Annotated in this window: 19 protein-coding genes, 1 pseudogene and 1 other annotated feature; of the genes and pseudogenes, 14 read left to right on the top strand and 6 right to left on the bottom strand. The window is 35.4% G+C overall.

Annotated features, from left to right (window positions below):
• Positions 1–43: 43 nt before the first annotated feature.
• The gene (locus tag ACQKM9_RS16985; RefSeq protein WP_427735546.1) at positions 44–4,003 is read left to right on the top strand and encodes a S8 family serine peptidase; all 3,960 of its coding nucleotides are present in this window, start codon (positions 44–46) and stop codon (positions 4,001–4,003) included.
• A gap of 5 nt (positions 4,004–4,008) precedes the next feature.
• Positions 4,009–5,523: a hypothetical protein gene (locus tag ACQKM9_RS16980; RefSeq protein ID WP_427735544.1), complete on the top strand. Its 1,515-nt coding sequence runs from the start codon at positions 4,009–4,011 to the stop codon at positions 5,521–5,523.
• 289 nt (positions 5,524–5,812) lie between these two features.
• Here the strand turns inward: ACQKM9_RS16980 and ACQKM9_RS16975 are convergent, their stop codons facing one another.
• The gene (locus tag ACQKM9_RS16975) at positions 5,813–5,956 is read right to left on the bottom strand and encodes a hypothetical protein (RefSeq protein ID WP_427735543.1); all 144 of its coding nucleotides are present in this window, start codon (positions 5,954–5,956) and stop codon (positions 5,813–5,815) included.
• A 337-nt stretch (positions 5,957–6,293) separates the two neighbouring features.
• Positions 6,294–7,919, bottom strand: a complete 1,626-nt coding sequence (locus tag ACQKM9_RS16970) for a PASTA domain-containing protein (RefSeq protein ID WP_427735542.1) — start codon at positions 7,917–7,919, stop codon at positions 6,294–6,296.
• Between the two features lie 1,237 nt (positions 7,920–9,156).
• Between ACQKM9_RS16970 and ACQKM9_RS16965 the strand changes: the two are divergent.
• A pseudogene (locus tag ACQKM9_RS16965) lies at positions 9,157–9,264 on the top strand (purine-nucleoside phosphorylase); the annotation flags it as partial.
• Between the two features lies 1 nt (position 9,265).
• Here ACQKM9_RS16965 and ACQKM9_RS16960 read toward each other — a convergent pair.
• Positions 9,266–11,440 carry a DNA topoisomerase III gene (locus ACQKM9_RS16960; protein WP_427735541.1) on the bottom strand — a complete coding sequence of 725 codons (2,175 nt, stop codon included), beginning with the start codon at positions 11,438–11,440 and terminating at the stop codon, positions 9,266–9,268.
• A 197-nt stretch (positions 11,441–11,637) separates the two neighbouring features.
• Here ACQKM9_RS16960 and ACQKM9_RS16955 point away from each other — a divergent pair, with 197 nt between their 5' ends.
• Positions 11,638–12,753, top strand: coding sequence for a DNA topoisomerase (locus ACQKM9_RS16955; RefSeq protein WP_427735575.1), 1,116 nt, complete (start codon positions 11,638–11,640; stop codon positions 12,751–12,753).
• A gap of 208 nt (positions 12,754–12,961) precedes the next feature.
• Here the strand turns inward: ACQKM9_RS16955 and ACQKM9_RS16950 are convergent, their stop codons facing one another.
• Positions 12,962–13,534 carry a TetR/AcrR family transcriptional regulator gene (locus ACQKM9_RS16950; RefSeq protein WP_427735540.1) on the bottom strand — a complete coding sequence of 191 codons (573 nt, stop codon included), beginning with the start codon at positions 13,532–13,534 and terminating at the stop codon, positions 12,962–12,964.
• Between the two features lie 140 nt (positions 13,535–13,674).
• Here ACQKM9_RS16950 and ACQKM9_RS16945 point away from each other — a divergent pair, with 140 nt between their 5' ends.
• On the top strand, positions 13,675–15,120 hold the full coding sequence (locus ACQKM9_RS16945; RefSeq protein WP_427735539.1) for a DHA2 family efflux MFS transporter permease subunit: 1,446 nt from the start codon (positions 13,675–13,677) through the stop codon (positions 15,118–15,120).
• 125 nt (positions 15,121–15,245) lie between these two features.
• Here the strand turns inward: ACQKM9_RS16945 and ACQKM9_RS16940 are convergent, their stop codons facing one another.
• On the bottom strand, positions 15,246–15,707 hold the full coding sequence (locus tag ACQKM9_RS16940) for a hypothetical protein (RefSeq protein ID WP_427735538.1): 462 nt from the start codon (positions 15,705–15,707) through the stop codon (positions 15,246–15,248).
• A 389-nt stretch (positions 15,708–16,096) separates the two neighbouring features.
• Between ACQKM9_RS16940 and ACQKM9_RS16935 the strand changes: the two genes are divergently transcribed.
• From ACQKM9_RS16935 to ACQKM9_RS16895, 9 genes are all read left to right on the top strand, one after another.
• Positions 16,097–17,563 (top strand): aminoacyl-histidine dipeptidase, encoded by a 1,467-nt coding sequence (locus tag ACQKM9_RS16935; protein WP_427735537.1) that lies wholly within the window; start codon positions 16,097–16,099, stop codon positions 17,561–17,563.
• A 104-nt stretch (positions 17,564–17,667) separates the two neighbouring features.
• Complete coding sequence (locus ACQKM9_RS16930) at positions 17,668–18,111, top strand: hypothetical protein (protein ID WP_427735536.1); 444 nt, start codon at positions 17,668–17,670, stop codon at positions 18,109–18,111.
• Between the two features lie 170 nt (positions 18,112–18,281).
• A complete protein-coding gene (locus tag ACQKM9_RS16925; protein ID WP_427735535.1) occupies positions 18,282–18,776 on the top strand; it encodes a DinB family protein in 495 nt (164 codons plus the stop codon).
• Positions 18,777–19,359: 583 nt separating this feature from the next.
• Positions 19,360–20,352, top strand: a complete 993-nt coding sequence (locus ACQKM9_RS16920) for an HAAS signaling domain-containing protein (RefSeq protein WP_427735534.1) — start codon at positions 19,360–19,362, stop codon at positions 20,350–20,352.
• Between the two features lie 186 nt (positions 20,353–20,538).
• Positions 20,539–20,753 (top strand) — a binding site (T-box leader).
• Positions 20,754–20,802: 49 nt separating this feature from the next.
• Positions 20,803–21,891, top strand: coding sequence for a glutamate 5-kinase (gene proB / locus ACQKM9_RS16915; RefSeq protein WP_427735533.1), 1,089 nt, complete (start codon positions 20,803–20,805; stop codon positions 21,889–21,891).
• Positions 21,892–21,909: 18 nt separating this feature from the next.
• Positions 21,910–23,157 carry a glutamate-5-semialdehyde dehydrogenase gene (locus tag ACQKM9_RS16910; protein ID WP_427735532.1) on the top strand — a complete coding sequence of 416 codons (1,248 nt, stop codon included), beginning with the start codon at positions 21,910–21,912 and terminating at the stop codon, positions 23,155–23,157.
• A gap of 68 nt (positions 23,158–23,225) precedes the next feature.
• On the top strand, positions 23,226–23,624 hold the full coding sequence (locus tag ACQKM9_RS16905) for a DUF4279 domain-containing protein (protein ID WP_427735574.1): 399 nt from the start codon (positions 23,226–23,228) through the stop codon (positions 23,622–23,624).
• Positions 23,625–23,907: 283 nt separating this feature from the next.
• Entirely contained in the window at positions 23,908–24,351 is a 444-nt protein-coding gene (locus tag ACQKM9_RS16900) for a hypothetical protein (protein WP_427735531.1), read from the top strand.
• Between the two features lie 187 nt (positions 24,352–24,538).
• A complete protein-coding gene (locus tag ACQKM9_RS16895) occupies positions 24,539–25,090 on the top strand; it encodes a tubby C-terminal domain-like protein (RefSeq protein WP_427735530.1) in 552 nt (183 codons plus the stop codon).
• Between the two features lie 36 nt (positions 25,091–25,126).
• Here ACQKM9_RS16895 and ACQKM9_RS16890 read toward each other — a convergent pair whose 3' ends face one another.
• Positions 25,127–25,813 (bottom strand): DUF981 family protein, encoded by a 687-nt coding sequence (locus ACQKM9_RS16890; protein ID WP_427735529.1) that lies wholly within the window; start codon positions 25,811–25,813, stop codon positions 25,127–25,129.
• Between the last annotated feature and the right edge of the window lie 46 nt (positions 25,814–25,859).

Raw genomic sequence — 25,859 nt, 5'->3', positions numbered from 1 at the left:
CCCCAATAATGATATTTTAACGATTAACAGAAAGGAAAAGTAAATGGAAACAAGAATTGTTATTATACCAAGGAATTCCTCTATTCTCTTTGATAACACTACGAAGGTACTGCATGAATATCAAAATGGAGAATTTTTGGTTCAAACCAATGCTGTTACAAGTGAATCTGATGCATCATTGGAAACAAAAATCAATCAAGGCATAGGGTTGGATGAAGAGCGAGAAAAACATTTATCTCATGCCCGTAATACTTTATATGGACTGGATAAACAGGAAACTATACTTGCTTATGTAGAGTTTATTGGTCCAATTGATTCACGGTGGATAAAAATGATTAAAGACAAGAAGGTTAATCCACTACGCTACCAACCAGAACATACGTATCTCTGTCATGGAACCGTCGCTTCTTTTATGGTTGTTGAAAAGCAATCATTTGTTTTACAGGTAACGCCTCTCATAGAATCGCTTAAACCTAAAAATGACATATTAGGCGAGGCACCTGAAAAGGTTTGGATTATTGTACTAGCTAATCGGGAAGAGGCTCCATTTATTATAAAAGAGCTAGGCGAGTTAACAAATGTAGAGCTTGATCAAAATCAAACATATGAAGTAATCGATTTTTATCTTCGCATTCCAGCATTTGTCGATTGGGGAGGTCAGGCTCAACTGCTAAAACATCCTCGGGTAGTAGCTGTAGAAAGCCGTCAGATAATAAGACCTGAAGACGAAGTGGCAGGACTCATTATTGCTGGAGGATATGATTCCAGTGATAAACCAAACGGTTCATATATAAAATTTTTAGAAAATGAAGGTATATCCGGAGAAGGCGTAACTATTGGTATAGTTGATGATGGCGTTGACGTCTCTCATGAAGCATTTGATAACCGGATTAAAGATCTCAACCCAGGAAATAAAGCTTGGCACGGAACTTTTGTTGCAGGACATGCTGCTGGGTGCTATTTAGTGGAAAAGGATAGTAATAATTTCATTTATGGTTTGGGTATAGCTCCCTATGCTAATTTGTTATCACAGGATAGAAACAAAGTCTCTTCAGTACCATCACAACTGTGTAAGGAAACAGTGACAGAAAAAGGCCCTAATGGTGCAGTAGGTTTGGTGCAAAATAACTCGTGGGGTACGGAACCGAGTAATCCAATGGATTATTTATCATCAGAGGCAGCTTATGACAGCTTTGTTCGAAACTCTGATCCTGACAGTCTAGAACCAAAGCCTCTTACTATTTGCTTTTCCTCTGGAAATATGGGGAGTGGTGGATTAACACGTCCAAAAGCCGCAAAGAACATAATAGTTACGGGGAATTCTGAAAATTATCGTCCAGAAGACCCAGGAAAAAGTGACAGCGATAATATAAACGAGGTATTCACTGGTCACGGTTCAAGCAGTCATGGAAATTGTGGGGATGGACGAATTCGACCTCATATAGTAGCTCCAGGAGAATGGACTGCATCGGCAGGATATGACATGCGTGAAGACGATTATATCTCTCCAAAACTTACCTGGGGTGGAGGATCTTCAGGGGCTAGTCCAAAGACAGCAGGAGCTTGTGCTTTACTCATCCAATGGTGGAGGCAACATACAAATGGTCAAAATCCGTCTCCAGCTATGTTACGAGCATTAATTGTAAACAGTGCTCAACCTATGAATTTTAGAGAATTTATCCCTAATAAATATGAAGGATGGGGAAGGTTAAATATTAAAAACGCCCTTACACAGGATGTACACCATACCTATGTTGATCAAACTATACTGCTCAAAAATCGGGGTGACCAAAAAGAATGGTTTATTCGTCCTACAGATAACAATAGACCGATAAAAATCACTCTTGCATGGACTGATCCACCTGGCCCAATCGGAAGTGGAAATCAAAAAGAAAATTCTGCAATTGTTAATAAATTGGCGTTGCATGTCGAGGTCAATGGAAAAACCTATAAAGGTAATAATTTCATAAACGGTTGGTCTACTCATGAGGAAGTGTCAGGAGCTCAAAAAGAGGGAACAGATAATTTACAAAATGTTTATTTAAAAGAAGGTGTGGCTCTTGATACCATTCGTGTTATTGTAAGTGCCATTGAAATAACAACCAACTGTATTACTGGAAAAATCGACACTCCACAACAAGATTTTGCAATGGTAATTACTAATGGTCAATTAGATCAAGGATACTCTCCGACAGATGTTTTTCTATTGGTTGACGAAGTAGCAAACGAAAATCCAAACTCAAAAAAACTAGGTGATTACTGGGGCGAGCAGCCAGAAAATGATGACTACAATGAACTTGGTACTACTCCGGCAGATAGTTTAAAAGATGCTAACAACATAGATATATCGAACGGAACTATAGATTGTAATACGTCAACAGGTGAGGATGAAAGCTGGTGGCAAGCCACAAATGCTATAAATTCAGAGTCAAATCGATCAACAAAGAAAAACTTATTAATAAAAAGTCAAGATTTTATAAAATCCTTACGTGATGGTTTAGATTTAGTTACTGCTCGACATGGTAACCGCATACTTATTCCATCAAAGAGTACAGTTGAAACTAATTCATTTATTAATATAATTAATTCTGAATCTATAAGGGGGCATGAGAACTTAGAGTCTGTTAGTAAGAGTACAGGAGAGCTCTCAAATTCATTGGAAAGTCTTATGAAAGAATGGGATAAATTTGGTGGTGCAAATGATAAATTACCTCTCATTCGCAGTCGTTCTGCAGTCCTTGTTGTAGGCTCAAGTACTCGTGTTTCTAGGAAAGATCTTAACATAATGAGGAAACTTGCTTTCATGGGCAACCTTTATTTGGTATCTTCTGAGCCCCTGATTCTCTCTTTTCTGGCTCAACGTATACATCGCCGGTTAGGGGTACAATACAGATTAGCAAGCAATACAGATTTAGGAGATGCAATAAAAAAAACACTTGCTGAAGCTAGTGGTGCACAACAGATTGAAGCTGAAACTACATATCAGTCTTCAGATGGTCTATATCACTCATGTAATTATTTCAGTCTAGTTGAAATGGACCGAATTATAGCTATTCGTGTAAACTGTCTATCAAATGATGAGCTTCCTCAAATAATACTTCAGCGTCCAGGTATGGCACCATTCATGCTGACACCTATCACAAACGATAAAGGATTTGAAATTATAATAAAGGAGAACGTTCTACAGATTATATTCTATGCCCCAGATAACAATCAAAACTGGACAGGGCAATGGGAACTCAAAATCAGTCAGAAAAAACCATTTGAACATGAAGAAACCGTCAATATATGGGGATGGAGTGGAATGAGGTTTAATATACAAGAAATAGAAAGTCGGAAAAGTGAGGCAAGTCGTGGTACTGATGAGACCATGGTTAAACTAATTGGTAATACAAGGACTACTTTTTCACGCTGTCAAATTGAGCCTCGTATAATTAGTATTGATAAGGAAAAAAGCACCATAAAGGAAGCGACGAGGATAATTAGTGGAACTGTTCGTCCATCGCGAATTGACTATGAAGCTTCCCTTATTTCGGGTACACCAAGGTCTGAAAATGAAAAAGGAACTCCACCTAGTGCATCTTCTATAGGTGTTTGGGTGCCTCATACAACGATTTCAGAAGAAGCTGTAGTTATCGATCTTATTGTTAATGTTGAAGGAGTAGATAATACAGGAAACATTTTTAAACGGAAATTACGTGATAACCTAATAAAACTTGAACCACGTTCAGAATGGAGAAAAAGAATAAACAATCAAAAAACAATTGTTCTCCATGATGCCCGGATTTCGGAAATAAACTTTGATTCAAGCGGTATGATTAAAAGTATTCTTCTTCAAAAAGGAATTTACGAACGTGAGGTTTATGTGTCGTACACAATAAATTCAGAACAATTAAGTTACGAGAACTTAATAGATAATAACCTGCTTTTCAAAGTGCAAGGAAATAGGTTGATTGGGGTTATTAGGAAATCAAACGACGAACCAACATGTGATGAGAGGTGATGCAAATGTATATCAATAAAATAGAACGATTAAAAGGTGAATCTGAACGTTTGGATCTAATAATGGTTCCTTCTGTATATGTAAAAAGAGCCTCAAAAAATTCCATTAAATTATCGCCTCACATAAATAATAGGATTGATGGTCCAATCATCGTAATAGATCCTGTACCAATAAATGAACTGGGAGGACCAGTAAAATCAGGAGATTTTTTATTATGGCCAGAAAAGAAGGGAAATGAAGCTTTCTTTACATTAGATAGCCCACGTTTACAGGACTTTACAATGACAGTACAGCGAGAAGCCTTTAACGAAACAGTCCGAATAACCGGTGCAAGTGTGGTTTTTGCTGTAAGTGTATATGATCAAGTAGACTTGATAGCGGTCGAAAATTACCGGGAGTCTTGGGATTCTACTCTTAAAGCTGCTGGATATGAAGCACAAAAACATCCTGTTATTGAAGATGATGGAACAACCTATGGAGGAGGCACAGGAAGTAGAATGTTACCTCAATGGAGATTCACTCCATTACATCTACGTAATTTGCAGGCGGCCGTAAACCTGCCACAAAACCATCTGAAAAGTGAACCCAAGGTCATTATTAACAATAGTTTAGGTACTGTCATTTTTATGATTGAACTGACTGAAATGGGTACCCAAATTTGGAAGGAAGCATTAGAACAACATTCTGGAAATATGATTCCAGGAGCATGTGAACTGAAGGCGTCCTATTATGCTCAGTTACAAGAAAAAATAGTTTCTATAGAACAAAACCTAAGTACAACTATTGGAAATTTAGTGAAGAATCTTGGACCTGAATCTGTTCGAGTTGTTAATTCCGAGCTTAGTGCAGAAGTAAAAGTTATTGTATCAGGTTATCCATCAATTGATAGTGTGGTTATCGAATTACGTCCAGAAAAAGGACATCCTATAAGCCAAATTTTTGGAGCATCTGGTGGTCAGTTTTCGACTTTAATCACAGGAAATGATTTACGCGAAGTTGAAGTTGATTGGTTTGCTAGAGTAAGTTACAGAAACTCTGGATGGCCTATTGTACAGGATTCCGGAAAATTATCCTTAGCAACAACTAATTCTACGGTAATTGTAAAGCCTGATATTTGGATTATTGAATATACGCTCCTTTGCATCTTACTTGATAGTAACGGAAACGTTTTAACAAAAAGTGAATCATCTGATATTGCTAATCGAATACAGTGTGACTTGATATATTCAGCACCCTTCCTTTCTGGGGTAGATTCCCTGCATTCAACCTTTGAAACAAGTAGTCAAAATATGTCTAAAATTGCTTTTCCGAAGCCCCCAGGACAACCTGCTGGAAGATTGAAACTATCCATTTTTGCTAAACGAGGAGAAAAAGATAGTTTTACAAATAGAATGCTTCAGCCAGACGAAAGGTTAGTTATTGTAAAGATAGATACTAATGCCCAGATAAGCATTGTAACCAATAAAGATCCCGTAAGTGAATCTTCGTTGGAATCGGGATTGTTTAACCTTATTAAGTAGTTTAAAGTAACGTACCATAATCCTTTCGTATTGAAGTGGTCCGAATCTTGAAAAAAGGACAGACTTCACCAACGGGTGAGGTCTGTCCTAAATGAAGTCAAATTTCATATATAAGTTGTTTGGTATTGCATCATAATCCTTCTAGGAATAGGCCTTTTCTGCCTTTTCTTTTCGGTTCTATAACTCCATCAAACAGTTTCTAAATTTTGCACCTATAAACCAAAATTTTTTGTTCTGGGGATTATCTCTTTTGTTAAGTTGATGGGTGTATGATACTACTCCTGGTAGTCTAAATTATACCTTCTAAATAATTGATAGAAACAGTTACCATACTGCCACGCTTGATGATTGTTCCCGCAGGTGTATTGATATGGACCACTTCTTCATGATCAAAAGACGGGTCATTTTGGATTACAATAAACTCTACCGTCAATCCTAGCTCCTCTGCACTTGGTCTTAAAATGCCCATGTCGTCTCCATAACATGTGCCACCAATCAGGTATGATGACGTAATGATATATCGCAATTGCGGCAGGGATAAGTTCCTATATATTTGGTCGATTACCTATATTCTGAGTACGAGGTCGTGTAGGTGCATCAGCCTGACGGGAAGTTAAACCTGTAACTCTAAGGAATTCTCTTTAACGTACGGAACCCAATGGAATTTCTCCAATATTGTGTATAATTCCTTGAATACAAGAAATGGCACCTACAACTATTGCTGCAGCACAAGCAGTTCCATCAAATCGATCTGTGTACCATAAGCAAAATCATCCTAAATAGTTGATAGAAACAGTTACCGTACTGCCACGCTTGATGATTGTTCCCGCAGGTGGAGTGATATGGACCACTTCTCCATGATCAAAAGACGGGTCATTTTGGATTGCAATAATCTCTACCGTCAATCCTAGCTCCTCTGCACTTGGTCTTAAAATGCCCATGTCGTCTCCATTACATACTTCCTCTTCGTTCCACCAATCAGGTATGATGACATAATGATATATCGCAATAGCGGCAGGAATAAGTTCCCGTAAATTTGGTCGATTACCTATATTCTGAGTACGAGGTCGTGTAGGTGCATCATTCTGACGGGAAGTTAAACCTGTAACTCTAAGGAGTTCTCTTACACGTTCGGAACCCAATGGATTTTCTCCAATATTGTGTATAATTCCTTGAATACAAGAAATGGTACCTACAACTATTGCTGCAGCACAAGTAGTTCCTTCAAATAGATCTGTGTACCATAAGTCCTCATTGTTGCCTCCCTGTAAATCACCATAACCGGAGGTGGTCACCTCTCTTCCCCAGCCTTGAGCATCAACAATAGAGCCATAATTTGAAAACTCGAGTCTAGATAGGTCAGGACCATGATCTCTATCATGCGTACCTGGAGGTGGTGCTCCTGCTCCTACTAAGATAGCTCCAGAATCCCTATGATTACGGTTGAACCTATTTTCATATAACTCATCATCTAAATTCGCTGCTCCATTCCCCGCAATTTCTACCACAATAATTCCCTTAGCGGTAGCAAATTGAATTACATCAAAATCATCTTGCCACCATTCAATAGGAATGAATACTTTGTGATCCTCGTCTGTTTGTCCACCGAATCGTGGTCCAGGCCGCTGTATACCAATGAGAATAATGTCCCCAGGATTTAGAGTATTAGCTGCTTGGAGAATTGCTTTAGAGGTATTTTTTCTAGAGGTACCTTGTTCAAAAAAAGAAATACCATTTACCTTTGCTTCCGGGCTAATCCCTGTAACACCTAATGAATTATCATTACCACTAATTACACCTAATACTGCAGTTCCGTTATTTCTCCATCCTATATCCGAAGAAGAAGTTCCCTCAATAACTTCACCTTGATTTTCTCTCAAATCTTCGTGTGAAAATCTCCATGCTCCTCCAATATCTATTATTTTTATTCCATTTCCTTTTCCACCAGGAAAACTCCAAGCGTATCGTGCATCAATTCCACCAGGAGCCTCGTCTAAATATCCCTGTCTAATACTAAAATCTGGAGTAGCTAATGGGGCAACATCTTTTATAGATTCTCCAGCTGTTAATCTGGCAAGTTCAGCAGCCGGTTTAATATAAGCATCTTCAACTAATTCATGACTACAAAGTTGTTTTACGAGTTCTTCTAATTTTTCATCAGGAGCATTCACTTCATAGTATTTAGAAAGATCTGGTAGTTCTGCTTTACTTTCGAAAGCTAAAGAATGGGCGGGCTGTATATGTTCCACTTCAAATAGCGGCTTAATCTGCACGCGTTCAGATGCTAATATTCCTACTAAGGAATCTGTATTTCCATTGTTAAAAGAAGTTTTTTCTTCATTTAAAATATCCAAATTGACATTTGTTTTAGCTATTACAATCAATTCTCGAGACATAAAAAACACTCCCTCAACTTATTAATGGTTTCTTCGTTTTTATCGCTGTTGACCGTTTATAATAGAACTTGTCGTACGAGCCCATTTGTTTAGAAGGGTCCCGCCGGCAGGCCTCTTTTACGCTAAGTAATCTTCGAGCACAAAAGAGGTGAAGAGGCTCAACACGTTTGTTCTAAATTCATGATATGATTGAGTAGAAAAAAGAATCAAGCTTTCTAGGACGGCATCAGACAACAAATCGAGCACAATAGTTCAGCTTGATCAGTTTAGGGATGAAGCGGCCCTAACCCCTCTGCACTTGGTTTTATTATGCCCATGTCGTCTCCATTACATACTTCCACTTCGTTTAACCACAGGTATGATGACGTAATGATTTAGCGCAATAGCAGTAGGGATAGTTTCCTGTGAATTTGGTCGAATATCTATATTCTGCGTACGAGGTCGTATAGGTGCATCTAGTCGTAACCGACTAATTCAGAGTTCATAGCAATGATTGCAAACAAGATTCTTATTGAAGTGTTATGGCTTAGTTTTTTGTAATAAAGTATTGAGTGGTTTGACAGTATGCTCAATAATTAAATACTAATCATTTAAATGATGTGATTAATCGAATTAAACTTATGAAGGTGATTTGAGGGCAATTTATAGCTCTCTTTTTGTTTTCTGAAGAAAAATATAACGATAGTATCTTGAATGCTATACGAGATTGTTTCGGCTACTTAGAGCTGTGGAGCAAGATAATGAAGTAGTGGCTTTCCATGTTGAGTTGGACAGTGGGTATGTGTAACTTATAGAATGGCATAATTGAGCGGTATTACCAAGAAACAAGTAGGTAATTAGCAAACAGCTATACTAAGTAGCGAAATGAGAAGGCTTTATTAGCACTATTAATTTTTAAATAAATGACTCAAGGAAGAGTAGGTTTGAGAGTTATTTAAATCGTCTGCAATCCTATGAGTGCAGTTATTCATTGGGGAGTCTTTTATATCAAGCTTGTCAGAGAGAATTTGTAAGCGTGTAAACCGAAAAAGCCTATATTACCTTTCCAGATTAGATTACACCAAATCTGACCAAAGTAAACGAGTTTACGAATCGTAAGAGTATATACAAAATGGACACCTGAATAATAGGTGTCCAAAGGTGTCTAAAATCGAGGTTGAAAAGTAATTAACTATACAGCTTTCGTTTGTTTTTCTGAAGATGTTGAATTGGAAAATGCCCATAAAACTTGATATATCAAGCACTTGCGGTCCTAACAGTAAGCGATCACATACTTACTCGTGAAGTAACTACTTCAGAAGAGCGTCAAATTACGTTTAACGACATGTTGAAAGTAGAATTGTAAATTACTTTGGAAATTTAAAATTAATCTTCCGTTCTTTTTCATCCCAAATAAGGTGAGCATTAAAAGTTTTCTCGCCTTTTTTAAATCCTTTTATCAAGTCTGTTTCACCAGCAGTCAAGAGTTTTTTCATATTTGCTTGTATAATGGTTTTACTTAGAATTTTCTTTGAAACTGAGAATTTACAGTTAGCAGCTTTATAATTTGAGCAACCGTAAAAAGTGCCGTGATCTATTATTGACCCATCGCAAAGTATACATTTTCCGATAACTGTTTTTTCTTTTTTATATTTTTTAGTATATGGATTATTTGCAGTGATTTTATCGACTGCATTTTGATTAAATGCCCATTCCTTTTCACGCTTGTTAGCATCTGAAATCAATTTGTCAGCAAGCTTTTTTACTTGTTCCATAAACGCTTTAGGAGAAGCGTTGCCTTCACCTATTTCAGATAGTCGTTGCTCCCATTTTGCAGTCATTGAAGGAGATGTTAAGATGCTTTCTCCAAGTGCCTCAATTAATAGCATGCCTTTAGTCGTCGCAAAGACTTGGTTTTTCTTAACTTCGATATAGTTTCGATCTTTAAGTGTACCAATAATTCCGGCGCGTGTGGCTTCAGTACCTAAACCTTCAGTTTTAGATAAAACCTTTTCTAATTCAGCATCTTCTAAATGTTTACCAGCTGTTTTCATCACAGTAATTAAATTACCTTCAGAATATCTATTGGGTGGCTGTGTTTCACTTTTTTTCACATTTGTTTTAGAAACTATTCCTTGCTCATTTTCATGAAGTAGGGGAAGCAATTCATCTTCGTCTGTAGATGAATTGTCTTTAGAATAATAAATAATCTTGCGCCAACCTTCTTCAATTTGCACCTTGCCTTTAGAAATGAACTCAGCACGTTTTTCTACAAGTGAATGAATTGTAGTGTAAGAAAAAATTGCATTGTTGTAATGAGCTGCAATGACTTGTCGAACAACTAAATCATAAATTTTTTCTTCTTCCGAGCTAAGTTTAGAAAAATTAGGAAACTGCTCTGTAATAATAATTGCATGGTGATCTGTTACTTTTTTTTCATTTACGAATCTTTTATTATTTAAAATTGATTTTGTTGGCGGTGGAAGAAGGTTTTTATATTTATCAATTTTACTCAAATTCTCTAATATATTTGGCAATGTTTTTGCTTCTTCGTTCGTCAAAAATTGTGAATCCGATCTTGGGTATGAAACTAAGCCCTTCAAATAAAGTTTTTGCAAAATATCGAGTGTATTTTGTGGTGAGAATTTATAGGCCTTGTTTGCTGTTGCTTGTAATGAAGAAAGGTTGAAAAACAATGGAGGAGCGTATTCCTTTGTTTCTCTTTTAATACTCGTAATTTCTACATTTTTATTGAGACAAAAATTTGCAATAGCAATCGCTTGTCGTTCCTCTTGAACCCTTAAAATGTTATCTTTATGCCATTTTGCATTTAACATTTTTCCATCAAAATTAAATTCTGCTTCAACTTCCCAAAAAGTTTCAGGTTTAAAATTAGCTATTTCATGTTCTCTTTTAACGATTAGTGCGAGTGTAGGTGTTTGCACTCTTCCTATTGAAAAAACATCTTTAACACCATTTTTTTTGAGTAGTACGGTATATAATCTTGATGTATTGATTCCGATTAACCAATCAGCGTATGAACGGCTTAATGCTTCGAAATAAATATCTTTCGTTTTCTCTTCTGGTAACAAGTTTGAAAAACCATTTTTTACAGCGTTTTCAGTTAGAGAGGATATCCATAAACGCTTCATCGTTTTTTTTACACCACATACTCTTAAAATTGTCCGAATAATTAATTCACCTTCACGACCCGCATCCCCACCAATTATGATTTCTTGAATATCAGGTCTTTTTACTAGACCTTTAATTACATTGAATTGTTTATATTTTGATTTCGTAACCTTATATTCGAATTGATCTGGAATAATCGGTAATGTTCCTAATGTCCATTTTTTCCATGTGGGGTTATATTCCTCAGGTGCTTTCAATTCACATAGATGTCCTATCGCCCAGGTAATAAGTGCTCCATCAGGAAAGTATGTGTTTGGCTTAACTTCAAAATAACCAGCTTTTTTTGTAAAAGAAAAGGGGGCAGCTAATTTTGCTGCTTGGTCTGGTTTTTCTGCAATTACTATTTTCATTTATCCTTCTCCTATTTATAATTTCAACATCTTGTATAATAATTATAAATTAAATTTAAGTATAACTGTTATAGTAATAATTATGTCCATCCATTTTTATAAATCTATTTTTGATGTCGTATAAACCGAGCTTTTATATATTTTAATTAAGTCCATTTTTATGTAGATAAAGATCAGATCAAGCCGAATATAGTTATCTGGCTGACAGAGTAGCGGATTATCAGAAAATCGTTGATAAACCATTCGAGATTGCAAATGCACGTCCTCAAAAACGTTATGTAGATAATGCACAAGTGGAAGAGCACTATGCCATCATCCCAACAAAAACAATTCCAACGGCTGCCAAAGTACAAGGCTTGTCACCAATGGAGCGAAATATTTACTTTGAAATCGTGAAGAGTGCACTAGCGATGTTCCATAGAGATCATGTATATGAAGAAACGACGATTATGACGTATGTGAAAGCAATCGATTTTAAAACAGTTGGTAAAGTGGAGCTAGATCCAGGATTCAAAACACTATGGAGTGGAAGCGAACAGACAAAGAAAAAGGATGAAGATCCATTATTACCTCCAGTAAATACGCATGAGGTAGTAGAGTCAAAAGTTGCTATTCATGAGGGGACAACCCAGCCTCCAAAGCCTTATTCGGAAGGACAGCTTGTACAAATGATGAAAACGTGTGGAAAGCTCGTAGATGATGAGAGCGCTAGCAATATTTTGAAGGAAGTGGAAGGGCTCGGTACTGAAGCAACACGTTCAGGCATTATTGAAACGATAAAACGTCATGGTTATATAGACGTGACCAAAAATATCGTGTCAATCACAGATAAAGGACGCGTATTATGCCAGACAATTGAAGGATCACTACTATCAAGTCCTACTATGACTGCGAAATGGGAGACTTATTTACGGAAAATAGGGAATGGTACAGGTTCAAAAGAAGCTTTCATCCAAAATGTCTGCAAGTTTTTAAATCATTTAATAGAAGTAACTCCAAAAATGGTAGAGAAAACGGATATTCAAGCAGCCGCTGCTAGTAGTGCATCCAATGAGCCACTTGGACTTTGCCCAGTGTGTAAAAAAGGTCAGATGTTATCTCGTAAAAGTTTTTACGGTTGCTCGAATTATAAAGCAGGCTGTAAATTTACTGTATCTAAAACAGTGGCAGGTAAAAAACTATCCCCGAAGCAAGTGTCGGATCTTTGTCAATTCGGTGTGACAAAGGAAATGAAAGGTTTTAAATCGAAGAAAGGAGCAATGTTTGGTGCGAAGTTGAAGCTAGAAGAAGGTAAGATTGTGTTTGAGTTTTAATCCAAAAATATGTATATAACCATTCAGAGCTACTTAGCATTAATCCAATAAAACAGACCATGCTACTATTATTGATGAAATGCTTCCTATTCCTACTTGATACTACTAAGCGTATGTAGTAAATTCACATTGTTTGAACTGTCATTATGGCTGTTCAAACAATGTCACTTAAGTAAGGCAGGATAGGAGAAGCTCCAATGAGAAGTATCTATTTTGAACTAGAGAAAAATTCTTTATTAATCATTTCATGAAAGTATTGATCCATTTGTTTTGCTGGAACTTTGCGTCCGTTTTGAACCCACCATGCACTAAGTGAGGAGAGCGCTCCTGAGTAAAATTCCACAATGATTTCAATTGGCACTGAAAAGTTTTCCCCGCGGTTATTTAGCTCTAGAAAATCGTGCTTTAGAGTTTCTTTATTACGATAATTCATATAGTTATTGAAAATGTCATCATTTTTATTTGATTGCATGATGTTATCTAGTAATTCTAAGTTTGGAACCATTTCGAAGGATTGGAATGGTTTTAAAACACGCTCTTCTAAGCTGACCTTCACATATTTTTCGTTAAATTGCTCAATTCCAAAATATAACAAGTCGTATTTATCCTCAAAATGCTTATAAAAAGTAGTTCGGTGAACCATTGCCTTTTCGCAAATTTGATTGACTGTAACTGAACTAAACTCTTGTCCGGGTTGTGAAAGTAATTCTTCAAGTGCCTCCCACAGTAGTTTATATGTTCTTCTAACCCTAAGATCGACCTTTTTATCATTAAAATTCATCTACATTCTCCTTGCTTTGTAGTTTATATAGATACTCAACTAAATTTGATTCTTTCAACATTAAAATCATATGTGTATATTATTTAGTATACATTTGTAGCTTTATCCTACAAGTGTAGCAAATAAATAGGAATGAGGAAATGAATTTGAACACTACTAAACAAATATCAACAAGTGATTCAATCGATTTATCGAATATAAAAAAAGGACCGATTATCATTGCTATGATTATTGGTGCTTTTGTTTCTATTTTAAATGAAACCCTATTAAGTAACGCATTGCCAGAATTGATGCGTGAATTTAATGTGACACCTACTACAATTCAGTGGTTAACTACTGTCTATATGTTAGTTGTGGGGGTGTTAGTGCCTGTTACCGCTTTGTTACAACAGTGGTTTACGACAAGGCAATTGTTTTTATCAGCGATGATTTTATTTTTAGTCGGTACAATCATCGCGGCATTTGCACCAGCATTTAGCTTTTTGCTTGTAGGGCGTATTATACAAGCATTCGGTACGGGTTTAATTATACCGATTATGATGAATACCATTTTAATCATCTTCCCACCGGAAGAACGTGGTGGAGCAATGGGTTTAATCGGACTAGTTATTATGTTTGCACCAGCCATTGGGCCGACGCTTTCAGGAGTAATTATTGATACTCTTGATTGGCGCTGGTTATTTTACATCGTAATACCACTTGCTCTAATATCAATTATTGTAGGGGCAAAGTATTTAAAGAATGTTTCGGAAATAACTAGACCAGCAGTAGATGTCTTATCAATTATTTTATCAACAATCGGGTTTGGAGGATTTGTCTATAGCTTTAGTAAGTCAGGAGAGCTTGGATGGGGAAATGCAGAAGTATATGGTACTTTAATAATCGGAGTCGCTTCATTAATCTGGTTCATTATAAGACAATTAAAAATCAAGAATCCAATACTCGATTTACGTACATTTAAGTATCCAATGTTTTCAATAACAGTTGTACTAATTGTCATTGTCATGATGGCGATGTTCTCAACTATGATATTACTACCGATGTTTTTACAGGGTGTACTTTTAGTATCAGCTTTTAAATCTGGTTTAATCATGTTACCAGGTAGTGTGTTAAATGGTTTCATGGCCCCAATTACCGGGAAGCTTTTTGACAAATATGGTCCTCGTACGATTATCATTCCAGGGATTTTGTTAGTAGCTGTTGCAATGTGGTTGTTTATCGGAATTGATGTTACAACGACAACAGGATATATTATTACGATCCATTGTATGCTATTAGTTGGGATCTCGCTTGTCATGATGCCAACACAAACACATGGCCTAAATCAATTACCTAAAGAATTGTATCCGCATGGTACAGCAATTTTTAGTACGTTACAGCAAGTAGCAGGAGCCATAGGAACGGCACTATTTATAAGTAAAATGTCATCTGGACAAAAAGATTATTTAACACAGTCAGAAAATCCAAATGATCCAACGGAAATTGTAGCTTCATTAACAGCAGGTTTTGATTCTGCATTTACACTAGGATTTATCATTGTTTTACTTGCTATAGTTGTTTCTCTATTCATAAAACGTACGAAATAGGAGATAGCGTGGTTGTTCTAAAAGGATAAAAACGATTCATATATATAATTGACAATTCATCATAATTGAATATGCAAAAGGGGCATCCGATAGTCGAGAAACTGACTTTTAGGATCGCCCCTTTTTTATTTATTCACATCTTCATTTTCTTTAGTTAATAATGTTTCTACAACATCAAAGAAGTCACTATCAGCAGCTTTATAATGTCTTCTACCCCAACTTTCAGTATCGCTATGGATAACCATCTCTTTTTCATCAACAAACAAGAATATAGTAATTTTGTCTAAGTCTGTTGTGAGAGTCATTATATAGTCACAATTAAACATATCGTAATCATCTTTTGTAAGACGTAGCTTTACCTTTTTAAGTGATATTAAAATCGAGGAATGATCATTATTAAAAGTATAGCTTTTTCCGAATTTTAATTTATTCATTTTTGTTACATCTATAGAGTTAATTTTACTATTATCTAAGTGTGTTAGAACATCCGTTATTGGTTTTTCTTTATACTTATTGTATTGAAAAATGCCATATGATCCAGCCACTAATACAGTACCGATAATGATGGTGATGAGTGCTTTTTTCATAAAATCTAACCATCCCCATTTCTTAAATGTCTTTATATAAGACTAGTGGGAATTAAATACAATTGCAAGATGTTATTTGAATTATTAGATTATCATTCTATTCACTTTACCTTTAATGAAGCTTTTATATAAAGTCGCGACATTTACCCCTCTGGTTATGTTTATCCAAGAGGGTTTTTTTATCTCCAAATGTAGAAGAATATCTGAAATTTGAAAATCAGATAGATTATTGCCAATCAGCACATAAATGTAACAAGAAATGATCAATCTTTTTTCAAAATCTACATACGAATATACTGACAATAGATAGTCATGACAACATCTTGTTCAAAAGTTGAGTTATAATAATACTAAACATTTCAAATATTGTTAAAGAAAAGGTGAATCGTATGTATTGTAGTCTAGAAGAACTAACAAATCATAAAGTATTTCATTATTTTGCAGAGATTTCTAAAATTCCAAGAGGTTCAGGGAATGAGAAGGCGATTAGTGATTATTTAGTTCGCTTTGCAGAAGAGCGCAATCTTGCAGTAATACAGGACTCCGCATTAAATGTCATCATTAAAAAAGATGCTACTAATGGATATGAAAATGTGCCCACGGTCATTATCCAAGGGCACATGGATATGGTCTGTGAGAAAAACCTTGATACAATTCATGATTTTGAAAAGGACCCACTTCAATTAAGAATAGAAGGGGATATGCTCTACGCAACGGATACTACTCTAGGAGCAGATAACGGAATCGCAGTTGCTTATGCGTTAGCGTTATTAGATGCAAATGATATCCCGCACCCTTCTCTAGAAGTGGTCATTACGACTGAAGAAGAGTCAACGATGAATGGTGCGCTTGCTGTAGACGCTGCCCATTTCAAAGGTGAAATACTGATTAATATTGACTCAGAAGAGGATGGTAAATTACTTGTCAGCAGTGCCGGGGGCGTACATGTTACGCAAGTACTGCCGATTAAATGGGATAATGCTACGGACCATGAAGTAGCTTATAGCATTGGAATTAAAGGATTAAAAGGTGGACATTCTGGTATCTCTATCAATAAAGAGAGAGGCAATGCTAATAAATTATTAGGAAGAGTATTACATGAACTATCATCTGAATTTCAATATTCTATCCAACAGATTAATGGCGGTTTAAAGCCTAACGCGATTCCGAGAGAAGCAGAAGCAAATGTCTTTCTTCATTTAGAAAATGTAGAGCAGATAAAAGAGAAAATTGATAAATACAATGCTATTTTGAAAAACGAATTACAGTTTTCAGATCCAAACGTATCGATTGTCTTTGAAAAAAGAGACATCAGCTCTACAAATGTATTCGCCAATGAAACGAAGCATAAAGCCATTACATCTTTACTGTTAATTCCACATGGTGTTCAAGGAATGAGTATGGCTATAGAGGGGTTAGTGGAAAGCTCTACGAATTTAGGAGTTGTGACGACAACAGATTCATCTATTACATTTGAAAGTGAAATAAGAAGCTCTATCAAAAGTGTAAAATCCAATATGGTCACCCAAGTAAGAACGATTGCAGAAATGCTTGAATGTGAAGTACTCATTGATTCTGATTATCCTGAATGGCCCTATAACCCTGATTCAAAAGCTAAGAAACTATTTGAAGCAACGTATAAAGAAAAATACGGTAAAGAGATGGAAGTAATTGCTGTGCATGCGGGTATTGAATGCGGTGTATTTATCGAGAAAATTCCCGGTTTAGATGCTATTTCCATTGGTCCAGATATCTTTCTAGTGCATACACCAGATGAGCATATCAGTATATCTTCAACAATCAATAACTGGGAATATTTCATTTATACTTTAAAGAGAATGAAAGAACTTCTGTAATGAAAAATAATGAAAGTAGCAGGCGCAGAAGTTTCTAAATCAAATGAAATTGAAAAGCTAATGCATTGATTCATATTGGTTTTTCTCAAAATAGGAGTGTAGAAATGGATTGGCAAACGTTAAGTACAGATGAAGACATTAAGACCTTCATGAATAATTTTGGCTATTTTCATGATAGTTGTTTGAAAGAAAGTCATGTTCAAACAAAAAGTTTTGTTGGAGAAAATTACGGTATGGCAATTGACCCTTCTACATCTGTACGTCTTTTTTTTCAAAGACAAGCTGGGCCAATTTCTGCTATTGAAATCATATTTGAAGAGATTATCCATTTTTGCATCAGCCCTTTTCCAGAGAGTTATTGTGCAGTAATTCTTGACTCGACGTTTATAAAACAAAATGGTATTTTCTATTGGGCTAATTGTGAAGGTTTTAATCCTGAAATCCTTAGTTTAGAAGAAGGACTAACTTGGATTTCCGCAAAAAATGTAAAATGGAGAGATAGAAGTAATTTGATGGGTGGACAATTGATTTATGGTGAAAAGAATTAACAAATGATTTGTTCAAGATTTAATTTTGTCTTCTATTAGAGCTGCTACTTCTCATTTAATAATATAGCATGTTTAAATATTGATCGTTTCCGTGAAGTCATTATCCAATATTTGGTGTTAATATTCTCATTGATAGACTAATAGTATAGGAAGTATTGGAGGGATATAAAATGGAACAGTATTTAGAACTTAACAAAAGCGTAAGAGAAGAATTATTGAATAGTGTAAGCAATCTATCGGACGAGCAATTAAATAAGGAAGTTGAAGAAGGTCGTTGGACGATTATGCAAGTACTTCATCATCTGCATTTAATTGAATCTGGAGTAACAAAAGCAATTCAATATACTTTGGAAAAAGGTGAAAAGCAGTCTGCTAAAGTGAAGCCAATTGAGTTAACAGTAGACCGTTCTACAAAAATAAAAGCACCTTCATTTGCAGATCCAGATGCAAGATTTATCACACTGCAAGAGATGAAAGATAAACTGAAAGAATCACGTCATGCTCTTCTTCGGGTTGTGTCAAATAGCAACAAGGATCAACTGAAGGAGAAAGCCTATCCGCAGGAAATATTCGGATTAATGAGTCTAGATCAGTGGGTTCAATTTATCGGATACCACGAAAAAAGACATATTGAACAAATAGAGGAATTAAAAGAAAAACTATAAATCAAGTACATTCATTAGAAAGTAGTGAAGCAACTCCATTGACAAAACTGCTTTTTCGTGAGATACTATTATTTATGCTGATTAGCTAGTTTATAAATGTTGGCATTCTACTAAATGTTTTTGTAGATACTTATTCACACTGGAGTGACTTTGGGGTCACAAGGACGCAAAAGAAGGTAGGGTTTGCGTTGCTTAGGTTAGAAAGCTAACCAGTGGAATTTTACCGCGGTACAGAAAGCTATAGGCTTTTGAGTAAATATTCCCCGGATGATCGGGTTGAAATTTGAATTTTATTAAAATTAGCTAATTATAAATTAAGGGGTACTCTCATGCTGAGGGTGCCCCTTGTCCAATTTTGGAAATGATTTTTTACATATAAAACAGATGATTAATGCAAATTGATATGATTAAGAAATGACTATCTCTACAAATAGATAGTCGTTTTTTTATTTGACTGTAGATAAAAATGAATGTGATGCATATAATACATTTGGCTAATATATGAAGTATATGTAATTAAGTGTTAAAAAAATGGGGGGATCCAAAATGCATCAATATGAGGTATACAAAGGGGAGGGTGCCAATGGAATTAATTGATAAATATATCCATGAAGTAACTCGAAGATTGTCTCAAAAAGATCGAGCAGCTATTGCTCTTGAATTGAAGGCGATTATTGAAGAAATGTTGCCATCTGGTTTTACGGAAGAAGACGTCAAAGAGGCGCTTGTAAAATTAGGTGATCCAGCAGTTCTTGCAAAAACCTATCTGGAAAAACCCATGTATTTAATTGGTCCATTATATTATCAATCCTATATATCTCTTTTAAAAACGATAGTTCCGATTGCAATGACTATTGCTCTTATTGCATTTGTCATAGAATTTGCTTTTAGTTATGAGGGAGATGAAGCCTTATTAATGGTAGTCCTCACTCTTGTTGGTAATGGTATTGGTATGCTGCTAGAAGTTGCGATTCAAGTATTCTTTTGGTTAACGCTAATCTTTGCGTTACTCGAAAGATTTGCCAAAGAGCCAAAAAAGGAACTTTTGACTGGTCTTGAAAAATGGACTCTTAATGATTTAAAAAAAGTGCAGCTAACTACTAAGCATAAATCTATTTCAAAGTATGCGTTTTTTGGTAGTTTAGTATGGACCGCTATTTGGGTTTCAATTTACTTTAATGCGGATCGTTTAATTGGAGTGTACTTGAAAAGAGAAGATGATCTCATTTTTAAATATCCAACATTTAATCAACAAATTTTAAATGATTTTTGGATTCTGATTGTGATTATTGCTGTCTTGGGTATTGCATTATCTCTCTTTAAACGAATCCAAGGGCAATGGACAAAAAAAGTTGTTGTCTTCCAAACGTTTTATGAGCTCATTGCAACTGCAGCTTTTATAATAATCATCACACGACCAAATATTATTGAACCAGAGTTTACAAAGTATTTATTGAATTTTATTGATATGCAGGAGGACAGATTTGTATTACTGATTGTATTAGCTACCATTGTTATTGCTGTTATTACATCAGCATTTTCCATAAAAGATGCTGTGAGCAGGTCTAGGATGTAACGATTTCACCAACTAACTTACAGGAAACGACTATCACTTTACGAATTGATAGTCGTTTTTACATGAATTATTCTAAGGTGTAAAAGAGTAAGAAGTATCACAAATAGAAGTGGAATTAAGCATTATTTCTTTATTTATGAAATGATTATTGACAGTTAAAAGAATCTGTTGCATGCTTATAATTAATATTTAGCGAAAAGAAGACTAGTATGTGTAATCTTACTGTATAAGAGAGCGATGTTCACCGGCTGCAAGGCATCGTAACAGCAAACACACGGAACCTACTTCTTAGCTCCTATGCAAACATAGGCGCAGTCTCAAGCGTTATGAGGTTGAGTGGGGTGCATTTAATGCATTCAACTAAGGTGGTACCACGAGAAGTAACCCTTTTCGTCCTTGATATATTCGAGGGCGAAAAGGGTTTTTTATGTTGCATTGGAGGCAATAAAGATGGATAAAAAACGAATTGTTGTGAAAATAGGTAGTAGCTCTTTAACGAATGCAAAGGGTGAGATAGATCAAGTTAAGTTTCAAGATCATATAAATGCAATTGCAACACTACGTAAGGCAGGGCATGAAGTGGTATTAGTATCATCAGGGGCTGTAGCATGTGGTTTTCGTAAGCTAGGGTACTCTTCAAGACCAGTTACGTTAAAAGGAAAACAAGCAGCTGCAGCTGTTGGTCAAAGCCTATTAGTACAATCATATACAGAACAATTAAGCAAACATAGTATTGTAACAGCACAGATTTTATTAACTAGAACAGATTTCTCAAGCAAGCATCGCTATAAAAATGCTTATTCTACATTGTCAGAATTATTGGATCGTTCAGTATTACCGATCATCAACGAAAACGATACGGTGTCAGTAAAAGAACTTACTTTTGGTGACAATGACATGCTATCGGCACTAGTAAGCGGGTTGGTACATGCTGATCAGTTAATTATCTTAACAGATATCAATGGATTGTATAACGCTAATCCATTTAAAAATCCAGATGCAAAACGCATTGATTATTTAACTGAAGTAACGGAAGAAATGTTGTCATTCACTAGTGGTGCAGGTTCAAAAGTAGGCACAGGAGGCATGGAATCAAAATTAATGGCAGCGAAAACGGCGTATGAACTAGGCGTGAAGGTATTTATCGGTAACGGTAAAGGTGATCGAAAACTATTGCAAGTACTGGAGGGTACAGGGGACGGGACGTATATAGAGAAAGACGAACTACCTGTTCTAAATAATAATAAGCAATGGATTTCGTTATTTTCAGCTGTTTCAGGTAAAGTTTTTGTGGACGAAGGTGCGGAGCAAGCACTTGTCTCGCAAGGTAGTAGTTTACTTCCTGCTGGTGTCTTTAAAATGGAGGGTGTTTTCCAAAAAGGCGATGTTGTTGAAGTTTATGGTAAAAATGGTGTAATTGGAAGAGGAGAAGTACTCTATTCCGCAGATGAACTAAAACAAGCTATGGGGAAACGAACAAACGAACTTATCGTATCAAATATTGAAGTCATTCACCGTGATAAGTGGGTAAAAGCGTAACTAAATGGAGGTAACACAATGAGCGAAGTAAACACAAAAGGTAAGTTAGCGAAAATAGCAAGTTATCATATGAACAGTAAAACAACACAAGAAAAAAATGAAGCATTACAAAAAATTGCAGAACAGCTACTGAAAGATAAAGAAACGATAATTGAAGAAAACAACAAGGATATTATAGCAGGTAGAGAAAAAGGCCTTTCTGAATCTGTTTTAGACCGCATATTTTTAAATGAAAAACGCATTCAAGATATGTCAGATGCGATTCTATTATTAGTATCATTAAATGATCCAGTAGGTGAAGTATTAGAGGATATTCAGAAAGAAAATGGTTTGCATATTCAGAAAAAACGAGTGCCACTTGGTGTGATTGGCATGATTTATGAAGCAAGACCAAATGTTACTATAGACGCAGCGACACTAGCTTTGAAAACAGGAAACGCTGTACTTTTACGTGGCAGTTCATCTGCGAAGTTTTCGAATATTGCACTAGTCGCATCTATCCATAAGGCACTTGAGCAGACAACATTACCAGTAGATGCAGTGCAGCTAATCGAAGATACAAATCGTGAAACGGCGAAGGAATTATTCCATCTAAAAGAATATCTAGATGTACTAATTCCTCGCGGTGGAAAAGCATTAATCGATACGGTTGTAAGTGAAGCGACAGTTCCGGTTTTAGAAACGGGAGCAGGAAATTGTCATATCTATATAGATGAAACTGCAAAACCTGATATGGCAACAAGTATTGTCATTAACGGAAAAACACATCGTCCATCTGTATGTAATGCAACAGAAAGTGTACTAATCCATGAAAAATGGTTTTCAGAGCATGGTGTTGCGTTATTAGAAGCTTTAGCAGCACATGGTGTTGAGATTATTGGAGATGACACTGTTTGTAATGCATATTCAGGTGCAAAGGTTGCTACAGAAGAGGATTGGGCAACAGAATATTTAGCACTAACAGTTAGTGTAAAAGTCGTGTCAGAAGTTGTAGAAGCAATCGAACATATTAATATATACGGTACAAATCATTCTGAAGCTATCTTAACAGAAGATGCGATTGCAGCAGCGCTATTCTTAAATGGCGTAGATGCAGCAGCAGTTTATCATAATGCCTCTACGCGCTTCACAGACGGCTTTGAATTCGGTTATGGTGCGGAAATCGGCATTAGCACGCAAAAGCTTCATGCAAGAGGACCAATGGGTTTACAAGCAATGACTTCGAGTAAGTATTTTGTATATGGGAATGGACAAGTAAGGGGCTAATAACTGATTGCAAAAAGAGTTGTGTATTAGCTGAAAAAGGAGAGATTATCTTGGATAAAACAAAAGTAATGGCTTATTTTAGTGCGTTTGGAGATAACTTTCCTTTGGAGGAAGTAACAAATATTCTGAATGTAGAACCTACAGAAACATACAAAAAGGGGGATGTTATAGAAAAACCTTTCGCTACTAAAATTTTACGTAGAAAAGAGACAAGTTGGACTTTAAGTACGGGCTATCAAGAATCTCTCGATATAAACGATCAGTTGAATGTAATATTAAAGTCTCTAGAAGAAAAAACAAAAGAATTAATACAACTAAAGAAGAGATATGGTTTACAATTTCAGTTTATGATTGTAATTGAAATAGAAAATAATGATAAACCTGCAATGTATTTGCAGAAAAATATCATAGACTTTTCTAGTTCAATAGATGCGGAAATTCAATTTGATTTATATGTATATAGCTAAAGAGAAAAAAGCTGTTAGTTTTAAAACTAACAGCTTTTTTGTAATTATGGTTATAACTCACTAAAAAAAGATAGGGCAATTTTTAGTTGACAGTTGAAATTGCTAGAATCATTTCATCGTATATTAAAACCTCCCAACTAAAAATGTCTTTTTTAATAAAGGGAAATTCACACCGAATATCGAAAGTGATATTGGCAATAGTTTACATATTTAAGTAATAATTTTGCTATGATTAGAAAAAAGAAAAAAGAAAAAAGAAAAAAGAGGTAATGGGGAGGGATTTATGCGTAAACGAAAAGCTTTTGTTATAACTATTGTTCTAGTCGTTTTAGTTGGGATGGGTTTATATATATATGGACAATACAAGTCTTTTGGTAGTGTGAAAGTTGATAAAACACCTTCAACTGAAAAGGTAAAAAAAACAACTTTATCTGTAAAGGATTTATTTTGGAGAATAGATTTTAATGAAAAAGATTCATATATAACAGTTAAAAAAGTTCATTCGTTGGCAACGGTTGAAATTTCGGAAGAAACACAAAAAGAACTACTAAAGGCTTTTGAAAATGCGAAATTTAAAGAAATGAAAATGGAGGATTCAAATATAGACCTACATTACAATTACATCATAAACATTTCGGTAAGTGGGTACTTTGCTTTGTTTGCGGATACATCTAATAAAATCATATACGTAGATGAGACACAAAAAAAAATATATAATGGTGGATGATAACGATTTTTTCGATATTTTAGAAAATGCTGTAAAGAAATAAAAAAGTGTATTTTTATTACCGATAGGAAGCTAGAACCAGTTGATGATGTCCTGTTATTGCATCGTTAGTACCTTTGAAAGTTTACTATAAAATCGTTTTAAGCCAGTAAGTGCGTTCCTGCCCTGAAAATGCTATAGTTTACTTATGAAACGTTTAGATTTAAAGGAGCAAATGATGCAAAGATATACTTACTTACACCCAAATTCGATTGAAACAACACCGAAAATTACGGTAGCTGATGAGTCAGGTCAGGCTATATTCACATTTCAACGCCACTATTCAAATAGTTTGAAGCGTATATTGGATAAAGTAATGGATTATCGTTATTTTTTAAGATATGACGTTTTTGATATGCAGGATGAGCCACTTTTCACGTGTAAAAAGGTCAATCGTAAAGGAAAAATTTTTTATGAAGCAAAAGATTTAAAACAACAAAAGAAATATATGCTTGCCTACGATGGTTGGAAGGAATTGATTCCAGACCTTGTGATCACAGATGGTCAAATGAAAATGATGATACATAAGGAAATGGAAGATTGGTCCCGCTTTGCACTTGATGGTGTAGATATTGCCCGTTGGAAGGCAACAGAAGGTGATGAGTTCTTGATAGAGCTAGTGATTGAAGAGGATTCGCCAATTCAAAATCCAGCCTTTTTTATCGCAATCAGTCAATGTGTTCTGTTTGTTGGTGCATAAATAAAAACGTAGTAGATATAATGTCTACTACGTTTTTTATTTGCCCATCGAATGGACTATTAGACCAATAGGTGTAAAATAATTCATCATGCCAATTAAAATAAAGGCAATCCCTGCGATTTTCCAACAAATGATCATGATTTTGAAGATACTCGGTTTTGCATATTGCTTTAAAGTAAAGGGTAACAATATTGCCCCAATGCCTATTATTGCGTATAAACCGGATATGAGGAGTCCTTCAATTAAAGGGTATTTGGTAAAGAAACTCGTAATTAGATCATCATCTAAAGTTGAGAATAATTGAAGACGGAGACTTGCAATGGCAATAGAAAAAAGAGCCAAACCTATAGCAAAAGTAAAGTAAGAAAGTGGTTTTAGCAATATTGGTGCTTCTTTCATTAATATTCGTGAAATAGTCATTGAATCCATATAATCAACGTTATTTTTCGCGAAAACATTAGCTTTTCTCCATAGAAGAATTGATACTGCTAACAATAAAACACCAAAAGCAAATGAAAGCTCGCCGAAGATAATATTATTATAAAGAAAATCTATTTTATATAATGGCGATTTTAAAGACATTTGCGCTCCAGTTATTGTTAAAATAAAACCTGGAATAGCAAACCCAATTGACCAGCCTTCCAATTGTCCAATTTTTGATCTCTTCAAATGTTTCATAAATCGAACTATTAACAGTAATCCAACACCGATTGTAATAGACATTATGGCACTATTATGAGATATCGTACTTAAATTTATAGTAATGTTC

The sequence above is a fragment of the Viridibacillus sp. NPDC093762 genome (assembly GCF_050279675.1).
Lineage (GTDB): Bacteria > Bacillota > Bacilli > Bacillales_A > Planococcaceae > Viridibacillus.
Note: the sequence above shows the minus strand (reverse complement) of the source record. Positions and strands in the feature narration are given on the sequence as shown.